The organism is Pseudomonas fluorescens (assembly GCF_004683905.1).
Taxonomy (GTDB): Bacteria; Pseudomonadota; Gammaproteobacteria; order Pseudomonadales; family Pseudomonadaceae; genus Aquipseudomonas; species Aquipseudomonas putida_A.
The window spans coordinates 161,573-185,625 of record NZ_CP038438.1; the positions used below are offsets into that span (position 1 = coordinate 161,573).

21 protein-coding genes are annotated in these 24,053 nt (G+C 62.0%); 17 read left to right on the plus strand and 4 right to left on the minus strand.

Annotation, left to right across the window (positions count from 1 at the left end):
- The first annotated feature begins 76 nt into the window (after window positions 1-76).
- From E4T63_RS00720 to E4T63_RS00770, 11 genes are all read left to right on the plus strand, one after another.
- On the plus strand, window positions 77-1,429 hold the full coding sequence (locus E4T63_RS00720) for a TolC family outer membrane protein (protein WP_007961502.1): 1,353 nt from the start codon (window positions 77-79) through the stop codon (window positions 1,427-1,429).
- A gap of 42 nt (window positions 1,430-1,471) precedes the next feature.
- On the plus strand, window positions 1,472-3,628 hold the full coding sequence (locus tag E4T63_RS00725) for a type I secretion system permease/ATPase (RefSeq protein WP_135294692.1): 2,157 nt from the start codon (window positions 1,472-1,474) through the stop codon (window positions 3,626-3,628).
- Complete coding sequence (locus E4T63_RS00730) at window positions 3,618-4,985, plus strand: HlyD family type I secretion periplasmic adaptor subunit (RefSeq protein WP_096796933.1); 1,368 nt, start codon at window positions 3,618-3,620, stop codon at window positions 4,983-4,985. Before E4T63_RS00725 ends, E4T63_RS00730 begins: the two co-directional genes overlap by 11 nt.
- Before the next feature lie 373 nt (window positions 4,986-5,358).
- Window positions 5,359-6,255 (plus strand): TauD/TfdA dioxygenase family protein, encoded by an 897-nt coding sequence (locus E4T63_RS00735; RefSeq protein ID WP_134785122.1) that lies wholly within the window; start codon window positions 5,359-5,361, stop codon window positions 6,253-6,255.
- Between the two features lie 18 nt (window positions 6,256-6,273).
- Complete coding sequence (locus E4T63_RS00740) at window positions 6,274-7,299, plus strand: ABC transporter substrate-binding protein (protein WP_135294693.1); 1,026 nt, start codon at window positions 6,274-6,276, stop codon at window positions 7,297-7,299.
- Between the two features lie 5 nt (window positions 7,300-7,304).
- The gene (locus E4T63_RS00745) at window positions 7,305-8,165 is read left to right on the plus strand and encodes an ABC transporter ATP-binding protein (protein WP_027611118.1); all 861 of its coding nucleotides are present in this window, start codon (window positions 7,305-7,307) and stop codon (window positions 8,163-8,165) included.
- 20 nt (window positions 8,166-8,185) lie between these two features.
- Complete coding sequence (locus tag E4T63_RS00750) at window positions 8,186-9,052, plus strand: ABC transporter permease (protein ID WP_135294694.1); 867 nt, start codon at window positions 8,186-8,188, stop codon at window positions 9,050-9,052.
- Window positions 9,053-9,228: 176 nt separating this feature from the next.
- Window positions 9,229-10,146 carry a LysR family transcriptional regulator gene (locus E4T63_RS00755; protein WP_098966549.1) on the plus strand — a complete coding sequence of 306 codons (918 nt, stop codon included), beginning with the start codon at window positions 9,229-9,231 and terminating at the stop codon, window positions 10,144-10,146.
- Between the two features lie 215 nt (window positions 10,147-10,361).
- A complete protein-coding gene (locus tag E4T63_RS00760) occupies window positions 10,362-11,900 on the plus strand; it encodes an MFS transporter (protein ID WP_098966551.1) in 1,539 nt (512 codons plus the stop codon).
- Between the two features lie 26 nt (window positions 11,901-11,926).
- Window positions 11,927-12,997: an HlyD family secretion protein gene (locus tag E4T63_RS00765; protein ID WP_098966553.1), complete on the plus strand. Its 1,071-nt coding sequence runs from the start codon at window positions 11,927-11,929 to the stop codon at window positions 12,995-12,997.
- A 65-nt stretch (window positions 12,998-13,062) separates the two neighbouring features.
- Window positions 13,063-14,541: an efflux transporter outer membrane subunit gene (locus E4T63_RS00770; RefSeq protein ID WP_432431700.1), complete on the plus strand. Its 1,479-nt coding sequence runs from the start codon at window positions 13,063-13,065 to the stop codon at window positions 14,539-14,541.
- 95 nt (window positions 14,542-14,636) lie between these two features.
- On the opposite strand, the gene E4T63_RS00775 is transcribed toward E4T63_RS00770, so the two are convergent.
- Window positions 14,637-14,942 carry an XRE family transcriptional regulator gene (locus tag E4T63_RS00775; RefSeq protein WP_098966556.1) on the minus strand — a complete coding sequence of 102 codons (306 nt, stop codon included), beginning with the start codon at window positions 14,940-14,942 and terminating at the stop codon, window positions 14,637-14,639.
- Window positions 14,935-15,300, minus strand: a complete 366-nt coding sequence (locus E4T63_RS00780) for a type II toxin-antitoxin system RelE/ParE family toxin (RefSeq protein ID WP_047290723.1) — start codon at window positions 15,298-15,300, stop codon at window positions 14,935-14,937. The genes E4T63_RS00775 and E4T63_RS00780 overlap by 8 nt, the downstream gene beginning before the upstream one ends.
- A gap of 169 nt (window positions 15,301-15,469) precedes the next feature.
- Here E4T63_RS00780 and E4T63_RS00785 point away from each other — a divergent pair, with 169 nt between their 5' ends.
- From E4T63_RS00785 to E4T63_RS00800, 4 genes are read left to right on the plus strand one after another with little or no spacing between them, the layout of a single operon-like run.
- Window positions 15,470-16,249: an efflux RND transporter periplasmic adaptor subunit gene (locus E4T63_RS00785; protein ID WP_135294695.1), complete on the plus strand. Its 780-nt coding sequence runs from the start codon at window positions 15,470-15,472 to the stop codon at window positions 16,247-16,249.
- A complete protein-coding gene (locus E4T63_RS00790) occupies window positions 16,246-17,565 on the plus strand; it encodes an efflux RND transporter periplasmic adaptor subunit (protein WP_135294696.1) in 1,320 nt (439 codons plus the stop codon). Before E4T63_RS00785 ends, E4T63_RS00790 begins: the two co-directional genes overlap by 4 nt.
- On the plus strand, window positions 17,566-19,662 hold the full coding sequence (locus E4T63_RS00795; RefSeq protein WP_135294697.1) for an efflux RND transporter periplasmic adaptor subunit: 2,097 nt from the start codon (window positions 17,566-17,568) through the stop codon (window positions 19,660-19,662).
- Window positions 19,663-19,673: 11 nt separating this feature from the next.
- On the plus strand, window positions 19,674-20,168 hold the full coding sequence (locus E4T63_RS00800) for a GNAT family N-acetyltransferase (RefSeq protein ID WP_098966563.1): 495 nt from the start codon (window positions 19,674-19,676) through the stop codon (window positions 20,166-20,168).
- A gap of 9 nt (window positions 20,169-20,177) precedes the next feature.
- Here E4T63_RS00800 and E4T63_RS00805 read toward each other — a convergent pair whose 3' ends face one another.
- Both E4T63_RS00805 and E4T63_RS00810 read right to left on the minus strand, forming a co-directional pair.
- The gene (locus E4T63_RS00805) at window positions 20,178-20,489 is read right to left on the minus strand and encodes a DUF6916 family protein (protein WP_135294698.1); all 312 of its coding nucleotides are present in this window, start codon (window positions 20,487-20,489) and stop codon (window positions 20,178-20,180) included.
- A 56-nt stretch (window positions 20,490-20,545) separates the two neighbouring features.
- Window positions 20,546-21,133 (minus strand): phage tail protein, encoded by a 588-nt coding sequence (locus E4T63_RS00810; protein ID WP_098966567.1) that lies wholly within the window; start codon window positions 21,131-21,133, stop codon window positions 20,546-20,548.
- Between the two features lie 242 nt (window positions 21,134-21,375).
- Here E4T63_RS00810 and E4T63_RS00815 point away from each other — a divergent pair, with 242 nt between their 5' ends.
- Together E4T63_RS00815 and E4T63_RS00820 are read left to right on the plus strand one after the other, a co-directional pair.
- Window positions 21,376-22,971 carry a glycosyltransferase family 39 protein gene (locus E4T63_RS00815; protein ID WP_098966569.1) on the plus strand — a complete coding sequence of 532 codons (1,596 nt, stop codon included), beginning with the start codon at window positions 21,376-21,378 and terminating at the stop codon, window positions 22,969-22,971.
- A gap of 138 nt (window positions 22,972-23,109) precedes the next feature.
- Entirely contained in the window at window positions 23,110-23,955 is an 846-nt protein-coding gene (locus tag E4T63_RS00820) for a sulfotransferase family protein (protein WP_135294699.1), read from the plus strand.
- Window positions 23,956-24,053: the final 98 nt, after the last annotated feature.

Genomic DNA, 24,053 nt, shown 5'->3' on the forward strand with positions numbered 1-24,053 from the left:
TTCCGGTTGCCAATCATCCGACGCAGCAGCACGTTTTGCTGTGATTCAAGACAAGAAGTCCTGGGAAATCTTTACCATGCGTTTGCACTTGTTCAAGGCTCTACCGTTCGCCCTCGCCGCCTCTTTCGTCCAAGCACAATCCTTACCAGAAGCCATGCAACAGGCACTGGATGTCCATCCGGAAATCCAGGCGGGGGTCAACAGTCGTTTGGCCGCGGATTATCAGTTAAAGGCAGCCAAAGGTGGATACCTGCCCAAGGTAGATCTGCTGGGCGGTTATGGCCGTGAGGGCACTGACAGCGTGACCACGCGCGCCAACGGTGGCGGCAACCACTGGGAAACTTTGAACCGCAGCGAGTCAAGTTTACGTCTCTCGCAAATGGTTTTTGACGGTTTTGCCACGTCCAGCGAAGTCGGGCGTCAACAAGCCACCGTCAACTCCCGCGCCTACTCGCTGCTCGGCACTTCCGAGCGCACCGCGCTGACCGTCGCCCAGGTGTACCTGGACGTGCTGACCCGCCGCGAATTCGTGCGTCTGGCCGAAGAAAACCTCAAAAGCCACCAGCGCATCTATGATCAGATCCAGCTACGCACCCAGCGCGGCGTTGGTAGCGGCGCTGACCTTGATCAGGCTGAAGCGCGGATGGCTCAGGCCCGCAACAACCTGATCACCGAACAGACCAACCTCGCCGACTCCGAGACCAACTTCCTCAGTGCCGTCGGCCAGATGCCTGACCAGTTGGAGCGCCCGGCGCCGTTCATGGCGATGATGCCGGCCAACCTCAATGAAGCCCGTACGCAGATGCTGGAAAACAGCCCGATCCTGCGCTCGGCCGAGTCCGATATCGCCGCTGCCGAGAAGCAGTACGAAACCGCCAAGTCGACGTTCTACCCACGTTTCGACGCCGAGCTGGGACGCACCGCCGACAACGATCTCGATGGTCAGAACGGCCACAACAACGAGTGGCAGGCGATGCTGCGCATGCGCTTCAACCTGTATTCGGGCGGCAGCAACAAGGCCGATCTGGAATCCAAGTCGTACCTGTCGAACCAGGCGCTGGACATCCGCAACAACGCCCTGCGTCAGTTGAACGAAGAACTGGGCCTGGCCTGGAACGCCCTGAACAACGCCAATGCGCAGGTGCCGATCGCGCAGCAGTACGTTGATCACAGCACCGCCGTGCGTACCGCCTACCAGCGTCAGTTCAGCCTCGGCGAGCGCACCCTGCTCGATTTGCTCGACAGCGAAAACGAGTTGTTCACCGCTTCGCGCCGTTTGGCCGAGATCAAGAACATTCAGTTATTTACTCAGTATCGAATCAAGGCGACCATGGGCGAGTTGCTCAAGAGCCAGGGAGTGGTCGCACCATTGGCATCCGTCGTGCAGAACGATGTGAAGCCGAAGGTCCAACTGCCGGGTATGAATTGAGCAGAACCTTCATTGTTCAATTGTTAGCCAAGAGTGCCGAGCGTGGAATCAGAAGTCAGTCGAGTTCAACTCATTCATGATCCGCGCGCGATGCACGACGATCCGTTACTGGATGGCTTGCTCGCTCTATGCATGTTGCACCAGAAGCCGGCCAGTGCCGCGATGCTCACCACTGGCCTGCCGTTGCCCAAGCAGCGCCTGAGTGTCGAGTTGCTGCCCCGCGCAGCGGCTCGCGCCGGGCTGCAGGGTCGGGTGCTGCAACGCAAGCTGGAAGAGATTCCGGCGATTGCCATGCCGGCGTTGTTGCTGCTCAAGGATGGCCGCAGTGCTGTCCTGCTCGGCTGGCAAGGCGAAAACGAAGCACGGGTGCTGCTCAGCGAAAGTGATGGCGGCGAATCGGTGGTCAGCCGCGAACTGCTGGCCGACGACTACACCGGCAAAGTGTTTTTCGCCCAGCCGCAGCACAAATTCGACGTTAATCACGGCACGCTGATCCCGCGTGCGCGCTCGTGGTTTCGCGACACCCTCAAGCGTTCGCGCTGGTTGTATGCGGATGCGATCGCCGCGAGTTTCCTGATCAACATCATCGCCATGGCCGCGCCGCTGTTCGTGATGAACGTCTACGACCGCGTGGTGCCGAACCAGGCCGAAGCGACCCTGTGGGTGCTGGCGCTGGGCATCACCGGTGCCTACATTTTCGACCTGATCCTCAAAAGCCTGCGCAGCCTGTGCCTGGATCTGGCCGGCAAGAAAACCGACCTGATCATCTCCGCGACGCTGTTCGAGCGCATCGTCGGCATGGCCATGAAGTACCGCCCGGCGCGGGTCGGCAGCTTCGCGCAGAACATCCATGAGTTTCAGAGCCTGCGCGACTTCCTCGCCTCGCTGACCCTGACCAGTCTGATCGACCTGCCGTTCACCATCCTGATCTTCATCGTCATCGCGATTCTCGGCGGGCATCTGGTGTGGATTCCGGTGCTGGCGTTCCCGATTGCGCTGTTGATCGGCTACGCGTTGCAGAAGCCGCTGGTCGCAACCATGGAACGCACTATGGCGCTGGGCGCCGAGCGTCAGTCGAGCCTGATCGAAACCCTCGCCGGCCTCGACGCGGTCAAGGTCAACAACGCCGAAAGCGAACGCCAGTACCAGTGGGAACAGACCATCGGCACCCTCAGCCGCCTCGAGCTGCGAGTGAAAATGCTCTCCGGTCTGGCGATGAACATCACCCTGCTGATCCAGCAACTGGCCGGGGTGATCATGATCGTCTTCGGCGTGTACCAGATCATCGCCGGCAACCTGAGCATGGGCGGTCTGATTGCCTGCTACATGCTCAGCGGCCGCGCGCTCAGCCCGCTGGCGTCGCTGTCCGGTCTGTTGACCCGCTACCAGCAGGCACGGGTAACCATGACTTCCGTCGACCAGATGATGGAGCTGCCGCAGGAGCGCAATTTCGAAGAGCGTCCGCTGAGCCGCAAGGTGTTGCAGGGCGCGATCGAGTGCCGTCAGTTGAACTTCACCTACCCGGAGCAACAGAACCCGGCGCTGAAGAACATCAACCTGGTGATCCGTCCCGGCGAGAAGATCGGCATCATCGGCCGCAGCGGCTCGGGCAAGAGTTCGTTGGCGAAACTGCTGGTGGGCCTGTACCAACCGGACGACGGCGCGTTGCTGGTGGACGGCGTCGACATCCGCCAGATCGACGTCAGCGAGCTGCGCTACAACATCGGCTACGTGCCGCAGGATATCCAGCTGCTGGCCGGTACCCTGCGTGACAACCTGGTCTCTGGCGCGCGCTATGTAGAAGACGAGCTGGTACTGCAAGCCGCCGAACTGGCCGGCGTGCACGAATTCGCCCGCCTGCATCCGCAGGGTTATGAGCTGCAAGTCGGCGAGCGCGGGCAGAACCTGTCCGGTGGCCAACGGCAGAACGTTGCTCTGGCGCGGGCGCTGCTGCTCAACCCGCCGATCCTGCTGCTCGACGAACCGACCAGCGCCATGGACAACACCGGCGAAGAACGCCTCAAGCAGCGTCTGGCCGCCGTCGTTGAAAACAAGACCGTGGTGCTGGTGACGCACCGGGCCTCGCTGCTGTCGCTGGTCGACCGCCTGCTGGTGGTCGACCGTGGACAGATTCTCGCCGATGGCCCGAAAGCCGCCGTGATGGAAGCGTTGAAGAAGGGGCAGATCAGTGTTGCTTAAGTCGGGTGTCAAAGAGTCGATCCGTCGCTACTTCAAGGGTTCTGCCTCGCTGCAGGGCCAGCCGCTGCCGGAGGTCAACAAGGCGCTGATCGAGGACGCCCCGCGCGTCGTGCGCCTGACCATCTGGGCAATCATCGGCTTCTTCCTGTTCCTGCTGCTGTGGGCCAACTTCGCCGTGATCGACGAAGTGACCAAGGGCGACGGCAAGGCGATTCCGTCGTCGAAGATCCAGAAAATCCAGAACCTTGAGGGCGGGATCGTCTCGGAAATGTTCGTCAAGGAAGGTCAGATCGTCGAGGCCGGCGCACCGCTGATTCGCCTGGACGACACGCGGTTTGCTTCCAACGTCGGCGAAACCGAAGCTGATCGACTGTCGATGCTGTTGCGCGTCGAGCGTCTGAGCGCCGAGGTCGATGACCGTCCACTGAATTTCCCGGAAGACGTGCTCAAAGCCGTGCCGGGCCAGGCGAAAAGCGAAGAATCGTTGTACATCAGTCGTCGTCAGCAACTGCACGACGAGATCGGCGGTTTGCAGGAGCAGTTGATCCAGCGTCAGCAAGAGCTGCGCGAGTTCAGCTCCAAGCAGGCGCAGTATCGCCAGCAACTGGGATTGCAGCGCCAGGAAATCAACATGTCCGAGCCGCTGGTGGCGCAAGGCGCGGTGTCGCCGGTCGAGGTGCTGCGACTCAAGCGTGCCGAAGTCGAAACCCGTGGTCAGCTCGACGCCACCACGCTGGCGATCCCGCGCGCCGAATCGGCCATCAAGGAAGTCCAGCGCAAGATCGACGAGACTCGCGGCAAATTTCGCAGCGATGCGCTGACCCAGCTCAACGAAGCCCGCACCGACCTGAACAAGGCCCAGGCCACCGGCAAGGCCCTGGAAGACCGGGTCAGCCGGACGCTGGTCACCTCGCCGGTACGCGGGATCGTCAACAAGTTGCTGGTCAACACCATCGGCGGTGTTATTCAGCCGGGCAGCGACATGGTGGAAATCGTGCCGCTGGATGACACCTTGCTGGTCGAAGCCAAGATCCGTCCGCAGGACATTGCCTTCCTGCACCCGGGGCAGGAAGCGATCGTCAAATTCACCGCGTACGACTACACCATTTATGGCGGGCTGAAAGCCAAACTGGAGCAGATCGGTGCCGACACCATCACCGACGAAGACAAGAAAACCACCTACTACATCATCAAGGTGCGCACTGAGCGCAGCCACCTGGGCACTGATGAAAAGCCGTTGCTGATCATCCCGGGGATGGTGGCGTCGGTGGATATCATCACCGGCAAGAAATCGGTGTTGAGCTATCTGCTCAAGCCGATCATCCGGGCGCGGGCCGAGGCGTTGCACGAGCGGTAGGTCTTCAGCGCGGCACATGGCCCCTTCGCGAGCAAGCCCGCTCCCACAGTGGATCCCGGTCGAACACAGAACTTGTGTCCACTGAAGATCAAATGTGGGAGCGGGCTTGCTCGCGAAGGGGCCAGCAAAATCACCACACCCCTGTCAGTAAGTGACACAAATCGTCACTCACCATCCAGTCCATTCCTCACCATCTGCCATATCGTTATTCATTAACGGTATTTAATTTCCAGTTCTTATAGCTTTAAAGTCATCCACCTGCGTACCTGCCGACCAATCGGCGCGCCGCACGACCTGAACCGACACGCAATTCAGCGTGAGTGTCTGATCGACGTGCGCGCCTGTGAGCGCGCCGTGCGTGGGAGATTGAAAGATGTCCGCAGCTACTGCCACCCCAAGCGCCGCGACTGCCGCGCCGCAAACCTTTGAAATTCGTCCGTTCAGCGGTGCCGTCGGTGCCGAGATCATCGGCCTGGATCTGACCCGGCCGGTCGCCGATCAGGACTTCGCGCGCATTCATCGTGCGCATCTGGATCACCACGTCGTGGTGTTCCGCGACCAGCGCATCACCCCGCAACAGCAGATCGATTTCAGCCGCCGCTTCGGCGTGTTGCAGATCCACGTGCTCAAGCAGTTCCTGCTGGCCAATCACCCGGAAATCCTCATCGTTTCCAACATCGTCGAGAACGGCCAGAACATCGGCCTCGGCGATGCCGGCAAGTTCTGGCACTCCGACCTTTCCTATAAAGAGCTGCCGAGTCTCGGCTCGATGCTGCACGCCCAGGAGTTGCCGTCCGAGGGCGGCGACACCTTGTTTGCCGACATGCACAAAGCCTGGGACAACCTGCCCGAAGCGCTGCGTAAAGCCGTAGAAGGGCGCTCCGCCGCACACTCCTACACCGCGCGTTACAGCGAAACCAAATTCGAAGGCAACTGGCGTCCGACCCTGACCCCGGAGCAACTGGCGCAGGTCGCCGAAGTGGTGCATCCGATCGTCCGCACCCACCCGGAAAACGGCCGCAAGGCGTTGTTCGTCAGCGAGGGCTTCACCACCCGCATCGTCGGTCTGCCGGAGGACGAGAGCAAACAACTGCTCGCCGAGCTCTACGCCCACAGCGTGTTGCCGCAGAACATCTACCGCCATCAGTGGCAGCCCCACGACATGGTGTTCTGGGACAACCGTTCGCTGATCCACCTCGCCGCCGGCTGCCCCGCGCACCTGCGCCGCAAGCTGTATCGCACGACCATTCAGGGCGACGCGCCTTTCTGATTTGCAGGAGATTCGATCATGTCCAAACGTCTTCCATTTGCACCGCTGGCGGCGGCCATTGGCCTCGGTTTTAGCCTGATCGCTGGCAGCCTGGTGGCGCCGACCGTGGCCCACGCCGAAGGTGAAATCCGCATCGCCGAACAGTTCGGGATCGTCTATTTATTGCTCAACGTGGTGCGCGATCAGGGCCTGATCGAGAAGTACGGCAAGCAGGAAGGCCTCGACATCAAGGTCGACTGGACGCAGCTCTCGGGCGGCGCCGCGGTCAACGATGCGCTGCTGTCCGGCTCCATCGACATTGCCGGTGCCGGCGTCGGCCCGCTGCTGACCATCTGGGATCGCACCCACGGCAAGCAGAACGTCAAGGCCGTGGCCTCGCTCGGCAACTTCCCGTACTACCTGGTCAGCAACAATCCCAAGGTCAAAACCATTGCCGACTTCACCGAGAAGGACCGCATTGCGGTGCCGGCGGTGGGCGTTTCGGTGCAGTCGCGCTTCCTCCAATACGCGGCGGCCAAGCAGTGGGGGGACAAGGAATTCAATCGCCTCGACAAGTACACCATCGCCGTCCCGCACCCGGATGCGACCGCTGCGTTGATCGCCGGCGGCACCGAACTGACCGGGCACTTCTCCAACCCACCGTTCCAGGATCAGGCGCTGCAGAACCCGAACGTGCACGTGGTGCTCAACTCCTACGACATCCTCGGCCCGAACTCGCCGACGGTGCTGTTCGCCACCGAGAAATTCCGCAACGACAATCCGAAAACCTACAAAGCCTTCGTCGAGGCGCTGACCGAAGCCGCGCAATTTGCGCAGAACGATAAGGGCGCGGCGGCGGACACGTATATTCGCGTGACCAAGGCCAGGATCGACCGCGCCGAGTTGCTGAAAATCATCGACAACCCGCAATTCGAATTCAGCGTCACGCCGAAAAATACTTATCCACTGGCTGAATTCCTCTATCGCGTCGGTGCGATCAAAAACAAACCGGAATCGTGGAAGGACTACTTCTTCCAGGACGCCAAACCGCTGCAAGGGAGCTGATCGAGATGAATGCCCCTTTGCAAGGCCACGCGGCCAGCAACCCGGTCGCCAGTACGCAAGCGCTGCTGGCGGTGGATAACGTCAGCCTCGAATACCGCACCCCGCAACGGGTGGTACGCGCCACTCATCAGGTCAGCTTCGAAATCGATCCGGCGGACCGCTTTGTGCTGCTCGGCCCGTCCGGCTGCGGCAAGTCGACTTTGCTCAAGGCGGCCGCCGGTTTCATTGCGCCGAGCGAAGGCGAGATTCGCCTGCAAGGTCAGCGGGTCGATGGACCCGGTCCGGACCGGATCGTGGTGTTCCAGGAGTTCGATCAACTGCCGCCGTGGAAAACCGTGAAACAGAACGTGATGTTTCCGCTGCTGGCCTCGCGAACCTTGAACAAAAAAGACGCCGAAGAACGTGCACTGCACTACCTGGAAAAAGTCGGACTGGCGGCATTCGCCGACGCCTATCCCCACACTTTGTCCGGCGGCATGAAGGCACGGGTGGCGATTGCCCGCGCGCTGGCGATGCAGCCGAAAATCCTTCTGATGGACGAGCCGTTCGCCGCGCTGGACGCCCTGACCCGGCGCAAGATGCAGGAAGAATTGCTGCTGCTCTGGGAAGAGGTGCGCTTCACCTTGCTGTTCGTCACCCACTCGATCGAAGAGGCGCTGGTGGTCGGCAATCGCATCCTGCTGCTGTCGCCACATCCGGGGCGGGTGCGCGCTGAAGTGCACAGCCATCAATACGATCTGCAAAGCCTCGGCGGCGTGGCGTTTCAGGAATCGGCGCGGCGCATTCACCGTTTGCTGTTCGATGAGGGCCAGTCGCCGGAAACCGAGCGTGACCATGACTTCAACGACATTCGTATCGCTTATTGAGCGTTCTGGAGGATTGCCCGATGAGCCAGCCATCGTCTCTACGACAAGAGTTTGAAACCGTCCTTGAACCACTGACCAGCGTGCCGCTCGAGCGCGAACTGCCGCTGGGCCAACGCCTGTGGCAACAGGGCTGGTTGCGTAAGAGTGTGATCCTGATTCTGCTGGCGATTCTCTGGGAAGTGATCGCCCGGGTGCAGAACAACGACCTGCTGCTGCCAGGTTTTCTGCAGACCAGTCACGCGCTGTACGACGGCCTGCTCAGCGGTGAGTTGCTGGGCAAGGTGTGGATATCGCTGGTGGTGCTGATCAAGGGTTACCTGATCGGCATCGTGCTGGCGTTCGCCCTGACCACGCTGGCGGTGTCGACCCAGTTTGGCCGGGATCTGCTGAGCACCCTGACCTCGATGTTCAACCCGCTGCCAGCGATTGCCTTGCTGCCACTGGCGTTGCTCTGGTTCGGGCTGGGGCAGAACAGCCTGATTTTCGTGCTGGTGCATTCGGTGTTGTGGGCGCTGGCGCTGAACACTTACGCAGGCTTTCTCGGGGTCTCGGAAACCCAGCGCATGGCCGGGCGCAACTATGGGCTGAAGGGCATGCGTTTTGTGCTGTTCATCCTGATTCCGGCTGCGCTGCCGTCGATCCTCGCCGGGCTGAAAATCGGCTGGGCGTTTGCCTGGCGCACGCTGATCGCCGCCGAACTGGTGTTCGGCGCTACCAGTGGCAAGGGCGGGTTGGGTTGGTACATCTTCCAGAACCGCAATGAGCTGTACACCGACAAGGTGTTCGCCGGGTTGGCGGTGGTGATTCTGATCGGGTTGTTGGTGGAGAATCTGGTGTTCGATACGCTGGAGCGGGTGACGGTGAAGCGTTGGGGCATGCAGCGCTGAGATTTGTGTTGGCAGGACCGGCGCCTTCGCGAGCAAGCCCGCTCCCACATTTTGAAATGCGTTCCCCTGTGGGAGCGGGCTTGCTCGCGAAGGCTTCCTTTCAGCCGCCGTCAAATTTGAAGGATGTTTGCTAGCATTGCACCCAGATCAATCCAGATCAGCCAAGAGTGCTCAGCATGCAACTCCCGGACATGAACCTTCTGGTCGCCCTCGACGCCTTGCTCGACGAGGGCAGTGTGGTCGGCGCCGCGCGGCGGATGAACCTCAGCCCCGCCGCCATGAGCCGCACTCTGACGCGGATCCGCGAGGCGATCGGCGATCCGATCCTGGTACGCGCCGGTCGCGGCCTGGTGCCAACCCCCAAAGCCCTCGAATTGCGCGAGCAGGTGCGCGATGTCGTCGAGCAAGCGGCGCTGCTGTTTCGCTCCGCCGACAGCGTGGATCTGGGCACCCTGCGCCGGCGCTTCAGCATTCGCGCCAACGACTTTTTCATTGGCGTATATGGCGGCAAGCTGTTCGATACCCTCGACCAGCAGGCGCCACACTGCGAGTTGCGCTTCGTCCCCGAGGGCGATGGCGACGACGAAGCGCTGCGCGAAGGTCGGATTGATCTGAGTGTCAGCAACACCCGTCCGGTAACCCCGGAAGTCAAAGTGCAGAACCTGTTCTCCACGCATTTCGTCGGTCTGGTGCGTGAGGATCATCCGTTGCTCGACGGCGAAGTCACCGCCGAGCGCTATGCCGGCTACTCGCATATCAGCATGTCGCGCCGTGGCATTGCTCGCGGCCCCATCGACACCGCGTTGAACGCCCTGGGTCTGGAGCGGCGGGTGGCGGTGATCGCTCCGAGTTTCCACGCGGCGATGTTTGCCTTGCCCGATTCCGACCTGATCCTGCCGGTGCCCAAGGAAGCGTTGCTCAGCGTGCGCCGACTGGGCCTGAAACTGCGTTCGTTCAATCTGCCGATACCGTTGCCGACGCTGATGCTGACCCAGGCCTGGCACCCGCGCTTCGACAAGGACCCGGCGCACCGCTGGCTGCGTGAAACGCTCAAGGCGTGTTGTGACGAGACGTGGCTGGCCGCGCAGCCCTGACACCGAATCAATGTGGGAGGGGGGCTTGCTCCCGAAGGCGTCGTGTCAGGCAATGCATAGGGTGAATGACCCACCGCTTTCGCGAGCAAGCCCGCTCCCACATTGGATATTCATTGCTGCACTGAGCGCACTTATAACCTGCCAATAAGTCAATTTTCGTCAGCAGTAAGCCTTACTAAAATGCTCCGGTATTTTTCCTTCCGGAGTGTGTATCCATGACATCCCTGTCGGTTCCGGCGCCCATTGCTGCGGCCAGTCCGGCGACGGCGGCTGCGCCACCGGTGTTCGGGGCGCGAATCATCGCCGGCCTGGTTGGTGTGCTGCTGGCGGTGCTGGTCTCGGGCCTCAACGAAATGGTGACCAAAGTCGCACTGGCCGACATTCGGGGCGCGCTGAACATCGGTTATGACGAAGGCACCTGGCTGGTGTCCTGCTACGCCGCGACCTCGGTCGCCGCGATGGCATTCGCCCCTTGGTGCTCGGTGACCTTCTCACTGCGTCGTTTTACCCTCTGCGCGATCAGCGTCTTTACGCTGCTCGGCGTGCTGTGCCCATTCGCCCCGAATTACGAAAGCCTGCTGCTGATGCGCACCCTGCAAGGTCTGGCCGGCGGCGCGTTGCCGCCGATGCTGATGACCGTCGCCCTGCGTTTTCTGCCGGCCAACTTCAAGCTCTATGGTTTGGCCGGTTATGCGTTGACGGCGACGTTCGGCCCAGGACTCGGCACGCCGCTGGCCGGGCTGTGGAGTGAGTATGTCGGCTGGCAATGGACGTTCTGGCAAATCATCGTGCCGTGCCTGATCGCCATGGCGATGGTGGCCTGGGGGATTCCGCAGGATCCGCTGCGCCTGGAGCGCCTCAAGACCTTCAACTGGAAGGGCCTGCTGCTGGGCTTCCCGGCGATCTGCATGCTGGTGATCGGCTTGCTCCAGGGCAATCGGCTGGACTGGTTCGAGTCGAGCCTGATCTGCGGTTTGCTCGGCGCCGGTTCGCTGTTGCTGGTGGCGTTTCTGATCAATGAATGGTCGCAGCCGATTCCGTTTTTCAAGTTGCAGATGCTCGGCATCCGCAACTTGTCGTTCGCGCTGATGACCCTGGCCGGGGTGCTGGTGGTGTTGCAGGCGGTGGTGCTGATTCCGTCGAGCTACCTGGCGCAGGTCCAGGGTTATCGCCCGGTGCAGACCGCGCCGATCATGCTGATCGCCGCGTTGCCGCAGTTGATCGCGCTGCCGCTAGTGGCGGCGCTGTGCAACTTGCGTTGGGTCGATTGCCGCTGGGTGCTCGGCATCGGTTTGAGCATGTTGACCCTGTCCTGCCTGGGCGGCTCGCTGCTGACTTCGGAGTGGATCCGCGACAATTTCTACGTCCTGCAATGGCTGCAGATTTTCGGTCAGCCAATGTCGGTGCTGCCGCTGTTGATGCTCTCGACCGGCAGCATCCAGCCGCAGGACGGGCCGTTCGCCTCCGCATGGTTCAACACGGTGAAAGGCCTGGCGGCGGTGATCGCCACCGGAGTCATTGAGGCGCTGACCACCGCGCGCCTGCATTTCCACTCGACCATGTTGATCGACAACCTCGGCAACTCACCGCTGGCCGATCGCAGCGACCCGGGGCTCGCCCATCGCCTGCATGAACAGGCCGTGGTGCTGACTTCCTCTGATCTCTATGTGTGCATGGCCGGCGTCGCGGTGGCGCTGATCCTGCTGATTTTCTGGCTGCCGACGCGGATCTTTCCGCCCCGTGCGCCGACCTGATTGCTTCACTGATACCGAAGGTTTTTATGACGACTCAAGCAAAGCAAAAACTCGCGGTGGCCGTGGCGGCCGCACTGGCGGTCGGCGTGTTGCTGTACCTGGCGGTGCCGGGACTGTTCGGCAAGCGCACCCAGCAAAACACCAACGATGCGTTTGTTTCCGCCGACTTCACCCTGGTGGTGCCGCGCGTGGCCGGATTCATCAAGGAAGTGCTGGTGGAAGACAACCAGCAGGTCAAGGCCGGGCAGTTGCTGGCGCTGATCGATGATCGCGATTTGCGCGCCGCCGCTGAAGCGGCCGATGCGCAAACTTTGGTCGCCCGCGCTCAGCTGCAAAACGCCAAGGCGACGCTGGAGCGGCAGACCTCGGTGATTGCTCAGGCGCAGGCCTCGGTGGTTTCGGCCAAGGCAGAAATGGCCTTCGCCCAGCAGGAACTCAATCGCTACAACCACCTCGCCGGTGTAGGTGCCGGCACGGTGCAGAACGCGCAACAGGCCCGCACGCGTATTGATCAGGCAACCGCTCGGCTCGATACCGCCAGCGCGAAGCTCGCGGCTGAACGCAAGCAGGTCGAGATTCTCACGGCGCAGCGCGATGCCGCCGAGGGCAATCTGAAGCACGCGCAAGCGGCGCTGGAAATCGCCAGTTTCGAGTTGTCCTACACCCGGATCACCGCGCCGCAGGACGGCATGATCGGCGAGCGTGCTGTGCGCGTCGGCGCTTATGTCACGCCGGGCAGCAAGCTGCTGGCGGTGGTGCCGTTGCAGCAGGCGTATGTAGTCGCCAATTTTCAAGAAACCCAACTGACGGACGTGCAGCCGGGCCAGCACGTGCAGGTGCGCGTCGACAGCCTTGGTGGCGAGGCCTTGAGCGGTCGCGTCGAAAGCATCGCCCCGGCGACGGGCGTGACATTCGCCGCTGTGAAGCCGGACAACGCCACCGGTAATTTCACCAAGGTTGTACAACGGATTCCGGTGAAAATCGTGCTTGAGCCGGGTCAGCCGTTGGCCGAGCGTTTGCGTGTGGGCATGTCGGTGGAGGCGAGTATCGATACTCGCCGTTCGGCGTCGGCGGAACGTGAGGTGACGCAGCGATGAACAGTTTTGATAGAACTGACGCCTTCGCGAGCAAGCCCGCTCCCACCGGGGGAACGCATTACCCAATGTGGGAGCGGGCTTGCTCGCGAAGAGGCCAGTGGCAGCAACTCACCCTCGGTGCATTGCTCGCTATTGGCCTCAGCGCCTGCACCGTCGGCCCGGACTTCCGCAAGCCCGAAGCCACAAAGATCGCCGACTGGGCCAAACCCGCCAAATCCGCCCCCAGCCAAGCCGTCAGCGAACCGCTGAACGAACGCTGGTGGGAGGTTTTCCACGACCCGCAACTCTCAGCCCTGACCCAGCGGGCGATGAACAGCAACCTCGATCTGCAACTGGCCAGCAGCCGCTTGCAACAAAGCCGTGCCGCGCGACAAGTGATCACCGCGGATCGCTACCCGAACACCGCCGCTACCGGCAGCTACGCGCGTAAACGCAACAGTGGCGAAGGCCTGAATGACCCGTCCGGGCACAACGGCGATTCCGCCTTCAACCTGTGGGACGCCGGTTTCTCCGCGTCCTGGGAACTGGATTTCTGGGGCCGCGTGCGCCGTGAAACCGAAGCCGCCGATGCCAACCTCGAAGTCGCCGAAAACGACCGTCGCGGTGTGCTTCTGGCGGTGCTCGCCGACACCGCGCAGAACTACATCCAGCTGCGCGGTGTGCAGAACACTCGCGCGGTCACCGAGCAGAACCTCGACGTCGCCCGGCACAGCCTCAAACTGTCGCAGCTGCGCCTGAGCGATGGTGTGGCAACCGATCTGGACGTCGCCGAAGCCGCCGCGCAGGTTTCCGCCATCGAATCGCGCCTGCCGGCCCTCGAGCAGCGTCAGTCGCAATTGATCAACGCGATCAGCCTGCTGATGGGCGAACCGCCGCAGGCCCTGGCCAAGGAGTTATCCACAGACGGCGCGGTGCCGCAGTCACCGCTGCAAGTCGCCATCGGCCTGCCGTCGCAGCTGGCCGAACGCCGGCCGGACATCCGGCAGGCCGAGGCGCGCCTGCATGCCGCCACCGCCAACATCGGCGTGGCCAAGGGCGATTTTTATCCGCGCATCACCCTGTCCGGCAACCTCGGCTCGCAAGCGATGCAACTGAGCGACTTCGGCTCCTGGGGCTCGCGCGCGTTCGGTATCGGCCCGCAATTCAGCCTGCCGCTGTTCGACGGCGGACGCCTGCGCGGCATGTTGCAACTGCGCGAGGCCCAGCAACAGGAAGCGGCCATCGCCTACCAGCAGACCGTGCTGCGCGCCTGGCATGAAATCGACGACCAGTTGACCGCCTACAACGCCAGCCAGCGTCGCCGCGACAGCCTCGCCGAAGCCGTGCGGCAGAACCAGATCGCCCTGCGCACCGCACAACAGCAGTACGTCGAAGGCGTGGTCGATTTCGTCAACGTCCTCACCGTTCAAGGCGCGTTGCTGGCGACTCAGGAGCAGTGGGTGGAGAGCTCGACCGGGGTGTCGCTGGCGATGGTCGGGTTGTACAAGGCGCTGGGTGGGGGATGGGAGGCGGTGTATCCGGTGGGGGAGGTGGCGCGGCGCTGAGATTGCGCCTGAGGGAGCAAATCGGCGAATTCGATTGGCCACTATACGGCTATTGCACAGTGGAAGATTCACAGGTTGAAGCGGGTTATGGCTGTTCAGCCTGCGAAATTTTCGATTTTGATTTGCCCGTCGGGAAAGGTCGCGATGATTTCAAGTTCGCCACCCATTGCCCGGATATAGTTGCGCAGCGTGCTGATGTACATATCGGTACGGCGCTCCATTTTCGAGATGGCCGCTTGGTTGACGTGCAGCATTTCAGCCAGCGTGGCCTGGCTCAAGGCCTTGGCTTGTCGCAGTTCGTTAAGCGGCATTTCCTTGATGTGTTGTTCGTAGATCGAATCGGCAAGCGCCCGTGCTTCGGGTGTCATGCGTGCTTCGAGGTCGGCGAATTTCTTAGCCATTGTTGCAACCCTCTTTGCGCAATGTTTCGAGATGCTCATCGTACAGTCGATCGGCGAGCGGGACGTTGAGTTCATACCAGCGGTCCTGACCGGTTTTATCTCCACCGATCAAAAGCAACGCGCAGCGTCTTGGATCAAACGCATAGAGCACGCGATACGGTCGCCCGCCATGCTGGACGCGCAATTCCCGTAAATGACCATGCCGCGCGCCATTGATTGCACTGCTATGCGGAAAACGCAGGCCTGGGCCGAATTGCCCAAGCAGTTTGACGCTTGCCGCCACAGAACTCTGCTCGCTCTCAGTCAGTTCTTCCCACCAGTTGCCGAACTCGTCGGTGTATTCGATATCCCAATTCATGGGCACTAATATGAGTGTTATGGAATATTCCATCAAAGTCATATTTTCGATGGGTTGACCATAGCGCTTCGGTCGGATTACAGCAAGCGTAACGGCACAGTGATGGCCTTTCGCTTGACGCTAATCCCCGCTGTCGTAGACTCCGCTCATCCGTCAGGGAGTAGCGGTTATGCAGCGTTTGCGCGGTTGGGTTATCGGATTGACCTTTGTCACGTGTGCAGTTCAGGCGCAAACGCCCGGGCCAGACGATCCGCTGCTGGATAACGCAGCGCCTGCGGCAACCACGGCGAGCAGTGAGGCGCGGGGGGTGTTGCGGGCGCGGGATCAGGCGGTGCTGGCCAGCGAGCTGTCGGGGCGGATTGTCGAGTTGCCGTTCAGCGAGGGCGAGTCGTTCAAGAAAGGCGATGTGCTGGCGCGCTTCGACTGCTCGGCGTATCAGGCTCAGCTCAATGCTGCGCAGGCGGCCAATCGCGGTGCCGGTGAGGAGTTGGCGCACAACCGGCAGTTGGCCGCGCTCAATTCCGTCGGGCGTTTCGAAGTGGCGCGGGCCGAGGCCAAGGTCAGCGAAACCCAGGCGCAATCTCAGGTTTATCAGATTCAGGTCAAACGCTGCAGCGTGGTCGCGCCATTCGACGGGCAAGTGGTCGAGCGCAAGGTCCAGCGTTTCGAAAGCGTGGCGGCCGGCGCGCCGCTGCTGGACGTGGTGGACAACCGCACCCTGGAGATCCACTTGTTGGTGCCGTCGCGCTGGATGGCCAGGCTTAAACCCGGCCAGACCTTCAGCTTTGTCCCCGACGAAACCGGCCAGCCGCTCGATGCGACGGTCAAACGCCTCGGTGCGCGCATCGACGAAGGCAGCCAGACACTGTTGCTGGTCGCCACACTTCCCGAAGCCAAGGGCTTGCTCGCCGGCATGAGCGGCACGGCGCACTTTGCGGAGCTTAAATGAACGCCCCGGTAGCCGGCGCTGCCGAGCAGGTGTTCGCGCGGTTCCTTGACCTCGAACGCCAGACCCGCGCCGCCCGCGATGCCTCGCAACTGGCCTACAGTCTGGTCAATGACGGCCAGTCGTTGTTCGGCTTTCGTCATGCAGCGCTGCTGATCGCCGGCAAGGTACAGGCGGTGACCGGCGTCAGCGCGGTGGAGCCGAATGCGCCGTTCGTGGCGTTTGTCGAGCAAGCCGTGGCGCAGTTGTTCCAGCAGGATGTGCTGAAGCAGGCGCGGGTGATTACCCCGCAACTGCTTGCCGAGTCGATTCAGGCCGACTGGCGCTCGCTGTCGGCGGCGCAGGTGTTCTGGCTGCCGCTGATCGACCGCCAGGGCGAGGTGTTCGGCGGTCTGTGGCTGGCCCGCGATGTGCCGTGGAATCCTTCCGAACAAGTGCTGCTGTCGCAACTGGGCGACACCTACAGTCACGCCTGGCTGGCGCTGCAGCCGCGCAAACCGTGGCGCCTGCGCTGGACGCGCAAGCGTCAGGTGGCGTTGGTGGCGTTGCTGTTGCTCGGGTTGCTGATCCCGGTGCGCCAGTCGGTATTGGCTCCGGCGGAGGTGGTGCCGCAGGGCGGGCGCGTGGTCGCGGCGCCGCTGGACGGGGTGATCGCCGAGTTTCTGGTCAAGCCCAATCAACCGGTGAAAACCGGCGACCTGTTGCTGCGGTTTGAAAGCACCACCCTCAAGGCCCAGGCCGATGTGGCCGAGCGTGCCTTGGGCGTGGCGGAAGCGGAACTGAAATCCAACTCGCAACGTTCATTTGCCGATGCCGAATCCAGTGCCAGGGTCGATTTGCTCGCCGCCCGTGCCGAGCAAAAACGCGCCGAGCGCGATTACGCCCGCGAGTTGCTGGCGCGCAGCGAAGTGCGCGCGGAGCGTGACGGCATTGCAGTGTTCGCCGATGCCGAGCGCCTGACCGGCAGACCGGTGCAGACCGGCGAGCGGTTGATGGAAATCGCCGACCCGAATCAGGCCGAACTGCGCATCGAGCTGGCGGTGGGCGACGCGATTGCGCTGGCGCCGGGTGCCGAAGTTGCGCTGTTTCTCGACAGCGATCCGTTGCAGCGCCACCTCGCCACGCTGGAGCGCTCGGCTTACGAGGCGCAACCGACGGCGGGCGGGCAACTGGCTTATCGACTGGATGCCAATTTTGCTGATGCGCCACCGCGTATCGGCCTGCGCGGCACGGCAAAAATTTTCGGTGATCGCGCCCCGCTGGCCTTGTACCTGCTGCGCCGCCCTCTGGCCGGTCTGCGCCAGAGCGTGGGCCTGTAAATGAATCTGCCGAGCCTGCGTGCCGACCTGCAACTGTCGCCCGCGGCGCCGGCACTGGACGGTTCACCGCGCTGGACCCTGGCCGATCCGGTGCGCGGTCGCTATTTCAAACTCGGCACAGCGGCGATGCGTCTGCTGCGCCATTGGTCGCTGGGCGATGCCGAACAGGTGCTGCGCGCCGCCAACCGCGAACCGGGCTTGCCGCTGGACGTTGTCGAGCTGGAGCAACTGCTGACATTTCTGCGGGGGCATGATCTGATCAGCGCCCTCGACGATCAGCAGCGTGTCAGTTACTCGCTCAAGGCCCTCGCGCAACGCCAGAGCCTGTGGAAAATCCTGCTGCATCAATACCTGTTTTTCCGTATTCCGCTGTGGCGCCCGGACGCCTTTCTCAACCGCGCCTGGCCCTGGCTGGAGCGCTTCGGCCCGCGGGTGTTGCGCTACGGTTTGCCGCTGACGCTGGGTCTGGGAGTGTTTCTGGTGTCGCGGGACTGGCAGCGCTTTGTCGGTACTTTCCCGCACCTGTTCAGCCTTGGCGGCGCATTGGCGTTCGGCGTTGCGTTGTTCTTTGCCAAGCTGTGCCACGAGTTCGGCCATGCATTCATGGCCAAGCGTGCCGGGTGTCGGGTGCAGAGCATGGGCGTGGCGTTCATGGTCTTGCTGCCGATGTTTTACACCGATGTCAGCGATGCCTGGCGGGTCAACGATCGGCGTGCGCGGCTGCTGATCGGTGCCGGTGGGGTGCTCGCGGAACTGCTGCTGGCGTGCATCGCGCTGCTGGCCTGGTCGCTGTTGCCCGATGGCCCCGGGCGCACGGCAGCGTTCATGCTCGCCAGCGCCACGTGGATCACTACGCTGGTGGTCAACCTCAACCCGTTCATGCGTTTTGATGGCTATTTTCTGCTCAGTGATCTGTGGGAGGTCGACAATCTTCAGGGGCGAGCCTTTGCCCTGTGTCGCTGGCGGTTACGCGAATTTTTGTTCGGCTATGGCGCTCCGGCGCCGGAGCCTTGGTCGCCGAAGATGCAACGGCGTTTGCTGATCTGGGGGTATGGCTCGTGGTTGTGGCGCGCGGCGTTGTTTTTCGGGATCGCGCTGGCGGTCTATCACCTGTTCTTCAAGGTGTTGGGGATTTTCCTCATGCTGGTGGAACTGGTCTGGTTCATCTTCCTGCCAATCATGAATGAGTGGCGCCAGTGGTGGAGCCGCCGCGAACAGGCCCACGGTGCGCGTGTGCTGCTCAGCAGCCTGGCTGTGCTTGGTCTGCTGCTGGTGCTGATTGTGCCGTGGCGCAGCGCGGTGGAACTGCCGACGATGCTTGAGAGCGGCCGGGCCAGTGCGTTGCATGCGCCGGTGGCGGCGCGGGTCAAATCAGTCAAGGTCGCGGATGGCCAGAAAGTCGCTCAGGGCGATGTGCTGATCGAACTGGAGTCGCCGGACCTCGATTCGCAACAGGCCATCGTCCGTCGGGAAATCCAGATCCAGCAATTGCTGATGCGCCGACAGGCCGGTCGCAGCGAAACCGCTGCCGACGCCAGTATCATCGAGCAACGCCTCGCCGAAGCCGTGGCGCAATATCGTGGTCTGAGCGCTCGACGCGAGCGCCTGCTGTTGCGCGCGCCCCATGCCGGCACTGTGCGTGATCTGCTGCCGAATCTGACGCCGGGGCGCTGGCTGTCGAGCAAGGATGCGCTGGCGCGGGTGGTCGAGGATGGTTTGCGCCTGCGCGGCTATATCGCCGAGGCCGAGTTGTGGCGGGTCAAACCGGGTGCAACCGGGCGGTTCATCGCCGATGATCCGATGCATCCGGCGATCAGCGTAAAACTGGATGAAATCGATACCAATGGCGTGGCCTATGTCGATCAGGAGGCGCTGACCTCCGATCATCACGGGCCGATTGCCGTGCGCCGTGATCAACAGCAACGAGCCGAGCCTGTACAGGCGCAATATGGCGCGCGATTGACAACGCTGGATCAGCCACCAGCCCCGGTTCAGCCGTTGCGCGGTGTGGTGGTGTTGCAGGGCAGGGGCGAGTCGGTACTCGGCGTGGCCTGGCGCCGGCTGGCGGCGCTGGGGGTCAGGGAAAGCGGTTTCTAGGGAGCGTGAACATGGCGAGCAACGCAGATGTGACGGCAGACGGATTGGTGGTGCGACCTGCGCGGGCCACCGACGAGCCGTTTTTGCACCACCTCTATCAGTCGGCGCGCCCGGATCTGCAATGGATCGACGGCGAGCAGGAAGTGGTGCAGCAAGTGATCGCCCAGCAATTCCAGGTGCAGGAACAGGGCGTGGGTGAAAACCATCCCAACGCCATGCACTACGTCGTGGAAAAACTCGGCACGGCCATCGGTGCACTGAGCACCGACTTCGGCCCCAATGAAATCCGCGTGTTATACATCGCCTTCATCCCCCAGGCGCGGGGCAAGGGTTACGGCCGCGCGGTGTTGCAAGGCGTGCAAAAGGCTGCGCAGCAGGTCCGTTGCCCGGTGGCAACGGTGGTCTGGGCCAACAACCCCCACGCGCGGCAACACTACCTGGCGTTGGGATTTGCGGTGGAGGAGCGTAATCCGGCGGCGGAGCGGCTGGTGTGGTATCCGCAATGAGGCGGGATTTCAGTTGAAGGAAATACAGAAATAACCCAGTTGCGGATCCCGCCCCATTGCTGGCACTCGTGACACGAAAATATCCTCCACTCGCCCCAGTTCCGGCAGTTCCAGTGCGCACAGGCCGTCGACGAACCCGGTCGGCACCAGACTGTTGAATTCGAGGCAGAACGGCATGCGCTCGCTGTAGCGCGTCTTCGCGGCGGGGACTTCGTCGAGGTACTCGATGTGGATCGGCAGCGCCGTGCCATCCGGCAGGTGCAGCGTGTGTTGCTGGCCCAGCAATGCCTGGACGTGTTGGATCTTAACCGTTTGCAACATGGTCTGACTCCAGTGAAGAGAAAAACGGTCGGGGGCCCGAGGCCCCCGACAGTGGTTCAGTTGCGCGAAGGGAACAGCCCGTTCAGGGCAATGCTGAAGTTGACGACCAGAGAGGGGTTGACGATGGGCAACGGCTGACTGCCGCCCGTGGAGGAAATGTCCCCGGTGACAGTCGTGGTCAGGCCTTTGATGGGAACCGGCGTGGCACCTTGGGCATCGGAATAGATGTTCGCCGAGCCAGGGCCGCCGCCGGACGCGCCGATGTACGAGTTGGTGGCGGTCGGCACGGTCGCCGGATTGCTTGCAGGCACAGCCAGTTGCAGGGCGGTGTTGGCAGAAAGGCCGGTCATCGCGTGGGTGTGGTTAGGCATGTTGGCGATCGTGGCCGTGACGTTTTCCGTGCCATACACCTGACCGATGACACGCGGCGTAAGCCCCTGTCCGTTACCCTGTGCCACGGGTACGCGACCTTGCAGGTCAGGCAACTGAAAATTGGTCGTGCCGTTGCCGCCGTAGAAGGTGCCCAGCAAAGCGAACAATGCCTGGTATTGCGAGATGCTCAGGATTTGTCCGTTGCACAAGGCCCAGCCACTGGGGGCGAAGTTGAAGGCGAACGGTTGAATCGTACCCATAAAGACTTCCATGGTTCCTCATCCTTCTGTTATGTGGTCGGCGCGCCGCGCGTTAGCCTTGGTTGCAGGACAGGCACAGATGCTGTGCTGACGCCTTGCGTTTGCGCGGGCAGGTCACGCCAAGCGGTAGCGTAGACCCGGATCGGCGGACTTGCCGGACGTCGTCGTGGCCGCGCGTCGACTTCGACTCTGGCCTACAGTGTGCGCAATGAATGGCGCTGGTTTTTACTCGGTAAATCTGTAAGGGAAGGTTGATGGAAGCGCGTCGCGAGACTCCGCTGGGGGATACCCAGGACCCGTTTGCCGCACCGAATGCCGGTGTCCGGCGTTTATGGCGCTGGGCTCGCCGGCAGTGGCTGATACCGATTCTGTTGTTGGCGACGGTGGTGCGTTTTTATGACCTGAACGCCGCCGCGATCTGGGGCGACGAAGGCTCAAGCCTGTTGCTGGCGAACTATTCGCTGAGTGGTATCTGGGAGCACGCGGCGTTCGACGTGCATCCGCCGTTGTATTTCATGCTGCTGCACGGCTGGATCGGGTTGTTCGGCGACACGATTCTGTCGATCCGCAGCCTCAGCGCGCTGGCCGGCATCGCCACGGTCGGGCTGGGTGTGTGCCTGGTCGATCGCCTGGCCACTCGTCGCGCCGCAATCATTGCCGGGGTGCTGCTGGCGTTGCTGCCGACGGCGGTGCGCTACAGCCAGGAAGTGCGCATGTACTCGCTGCTCGGCCTGCTCCTGATCGGTTCCACACTGGCGCTGATTTGTTGGGTCAGGCGTCCGCAGCGCCACCGGTATCTGCTGATCTATGCATTGCTGATGAGCGCCGCGTTGTATACCCACTACTTCGCCGTGCTGGCGGCGCTGAGCCATTGGCTGTATCTGGGGCTGATTCGCCTGCTGCCTGGCTATCGCCTGCGGCATATCCAGCGCAAGGACTGGTGGCTGGCCAATCTGGCCATCGTTGTGCTCTACCTGCCGTGGTTGCCGAACCTGCTTGATCTGACGCAACACATGGAAGAACTCAAGGTCGGTGGCGATGTGGGCTGGGAAGATCCAGTGACCCTGTCCTCGCTGCCGTCGATGATCTGGCTCTGGTTGATCCAGGACGAGGGCGAGCATCTGCCATTGCTGCTGTTCTGCGGCGTACCGCTGGCTCTGCTGGCGCTGGCGGGCGTGGCCGTGGCCCGCGACCGCAGCGTGAACCATGGCAGCGTTTTGCTGGCGCTTTACACCGGTGTGCCGTTGTTGCTGGTGTTCGCGGTGTCCTTCATCAGTCCGGTGTTCATCGAGCGTTACCTGACAGCCTATGCGCTGGGATTGCCGATGCTGGCGGCGCTGGCCATCGACCGGTTGTACCGCCGCGCTCGTGTGCTGGCAGTGGCGGTTCTGGTGTCATGGGTCGGGGTTGAGCTGGTGGGCGTAAACACCAACGCCACGGTCGACCCGCACGATCAGTTCAATGTCATGGTCGATTACATCAACCGGCATTTCGTCAGCGGTGACCGGATCGTCACCAGCGACATGCTCTGGTATCTCAGTTACGTCTACTACAACCGCACTGACGCTCAGGTGCGCCTGTTTACCCCGCCCGCCGCCGATGGTCGTTCGACGCGCCCGAATCACTACGGTTTCGGCACCCTGGTGTCTGAGGAGGTCTATCTGGATCGACTCGACGACCTGCCCAAGGGCAGTGCTCGCGTCTGGTTGATCGGTGATCTGGATGTGGACGTGCCCGATCCGTTCCGACCCTTGCCGAAGAACTGGCAGTTGCGTGATCAGACCCATGCCGGCGGCGCGAATGCGCGACTTTTTTCGTTGACCACCGATAACGGGACAGCGATGCAATGACTTAAACGGTTCACCTTTTCTTTGGCGATAAAAACAGATCTTCATAGTCCGTTTTGCTCTGTTTTGATATCAAAACACTACTAGTCGAAAGGGTATTGTTGGACTACGCTCGTCGGACAAAAGGACTTACAAAGTAGGGTGAAGGGATTGCAGCAGTTCCACTTTATCTCCGGCTTGCCGCGCTCAGGCTCTACCCTGCTTTCTGCGATTCTTCTGCAGAACCCGCGCTTTCATGCCGGCATGACCAGTCCGGTCGGCGCACTCTTCTCCGGTGTCCTTGAACAGTGCGGCGCCGGCAGCGAATTCGGCGCGGTGATCGACACCGAAATGCGCCGGCGCCTGCTGCGCGGGCTGTTCGATTCCTACTATGCCGACAAGGCTGACAAACCGGTGGTGTTCGACACCAACCGGCAGTGGAGTTCGCGCCTGCCGGCGATCAGCGATCTGTTCCCTAAAGCCAAAGTCATTGCCTGCGTGCGCAACGTCGCCTGGGTGATGGACAGCCTGGAACGGTTGTACCGCGCCAATCCTTATGAAAACACCAAGCTGTTCGGCGATGCTGTCGAACGCAACACGGTCTACAGCCGCTGCGAAACCCTGGCCCAGCGCAATCGTCTGGTTGGTTTTGCCTGGGCAGCGCTCAAAGAAGCCTATTACGGCGAGCACGCCGATTCGCTGCTGATCGTCGATTACGACTTGTTGACCCAGGCCCCGGAGCGGGTGCTGCGGCTGGTCTACGACTTCATTGGCGAACCCTGGTTCGAGCACGATTTCGAACACCTGGCCTATGACGCGCCGGAGTTCGACCAGGCCCTGGGTGTGGCCGGCCTGCACAAGGTCAAACCCAAGGTCGCCCTGCAGTCCCGACGCACGATTCTGCCGCCGGACCTGTTCAAGCAATACGCCGATCTGTCCTTTTGGCTCGATGGCTCAGCCAGCGCTGCCAATGTGATTCGTATGAAGTCCGACGCCGCGATCAGTTGATCGCGGCGTTTTTCATTGATGCGTTTACAACTGTTCGAGTCCGGGTGAGCAACATGTGGTGGAGCAAGCAAAAGTCGCGGGTAACCGAAGGCCAACGG

Coding starts and splice junctions, on each gene's coding strand:
- E4T63_RS00720 (WP_007961502.1), top strand. CDS start 77: ATGCGTTTGCACTTGTTCAAGGCTCTACCGTTCGCCCTCGCCGCCTCT.
- E4T63_RS00735 (WP_134785122.1), top strand. CDS start 5,359: ATGTCCGCAGCTACTGCCACCCCAAGCGCCGCGACTGCCGCGCCGCAA.
- E4T63_RS00740 (WP_135294693.1), top strand. CDS start 6,274: ATGTCCAAACGTCTTCCATTTGCACCGCTGGCGGCGGCCATTGGCCTC.
- E4T63_RS00745 (WP_027611118.1), top strand. CDS start 7,305: ATGAATGCCCCTTTGCAAGGCCACGCGGCCAGCAACCCGGTCGCCAGT.
- E4T63_RS00750 (WP_135294694.1), top strand. CDS start 8,186: ATGAGCCAGCCATCGTCTCTACGACAAGAGTTTGAAACCGTCCTTGAA.
- E4T63_RS00755 (WP_098966549.1), top strand. CDS start 9,229: ATGCAACTCCCGGACATGAACCTTCTGGTCGCCCTCGACGCCTTGCTC.
- E4T63_RS00760 (WP_098966551.1), top strand. CDS start 10,362: ATGACATCCCTGTCGGTTCCGGCGCCCATTGCTGCGGCCAGTCCGGCG.
- E4T63_RS00765 (WP_098966553.1), top strand. CDS start 11,927: ATGACGACTCAAGCAAAGCAAAAACTCGCGGTGGCCGTGGCGGCCGCA.
- E4T63_RS00770 (WP_432431700.1), top strand. CDS start 13,063: ATGTGGGAGCGGGCTTGCTCGCGAAGAGGCCAGTGGCAGCAACTCACC.
- E4T63_RS00775 (WP_098966556.1), bottom strand. CDS start 14,942: ATGGCTAAGAAATTCGCCGACCTCGAAGCACGCATGACACCCGAAGCA.
- E4T63_RS00780 (WP_047290723.1), bottom strand. CDS start 15,300: ATGAATTGGGATATCGAATACACCGACGAGTTCGGCAACTGGTGGGAA.
- E4T63_RS00785 (WP_135294695.1), top strand. CDS start 15,470: ATGCAGCGTTTGCGCGGTTGGGTTATCGGATTGACCTTTGTCACGTGT.
- E4T63_RS00790 (WP_135294696.1), top strand. CDS start 16,246: ATGAACGCCCCGGTAGCCGGCGCTGCCGAGCAGGTGTTCGCGCGGTTC.
- E4T63_RS00795 (WP_135294697.1), top strand. CDS start 17,566: ATGAATCTGCCGAGCCTGCGTGCCGACCTGCAACTGTCGCCCGCGGCG.
- E4T63_RS00800 (WP_098966563.1), top strand. CDS start 19,674: ATGGCGAGCAACGCAGATGTGACGGCAGACGGATTGGTGGTGCGACCT.
- E4T63_RS00805 (WP_135294698.1), bottom strand. CDS start 20,489: ATGTTGCAAACGGTTAAGATCCAACACGTCCAGGCATTGCTGGGCCAG.
- E4T63_RS00810 (WP_098966567.1), bottom strand. CDS start 21,133: ATGGAAGTCTTTATGGGTACGATTCAACCGTTCGCCTTCAACTTCGCC.
- E4T63_RS00815 (WP_098966569.1), top strand. CDS start 21,376: ATGGAAGCGCGTCGCGAGACTCCGCTGGGGGATACCCAGGACCCGTTT.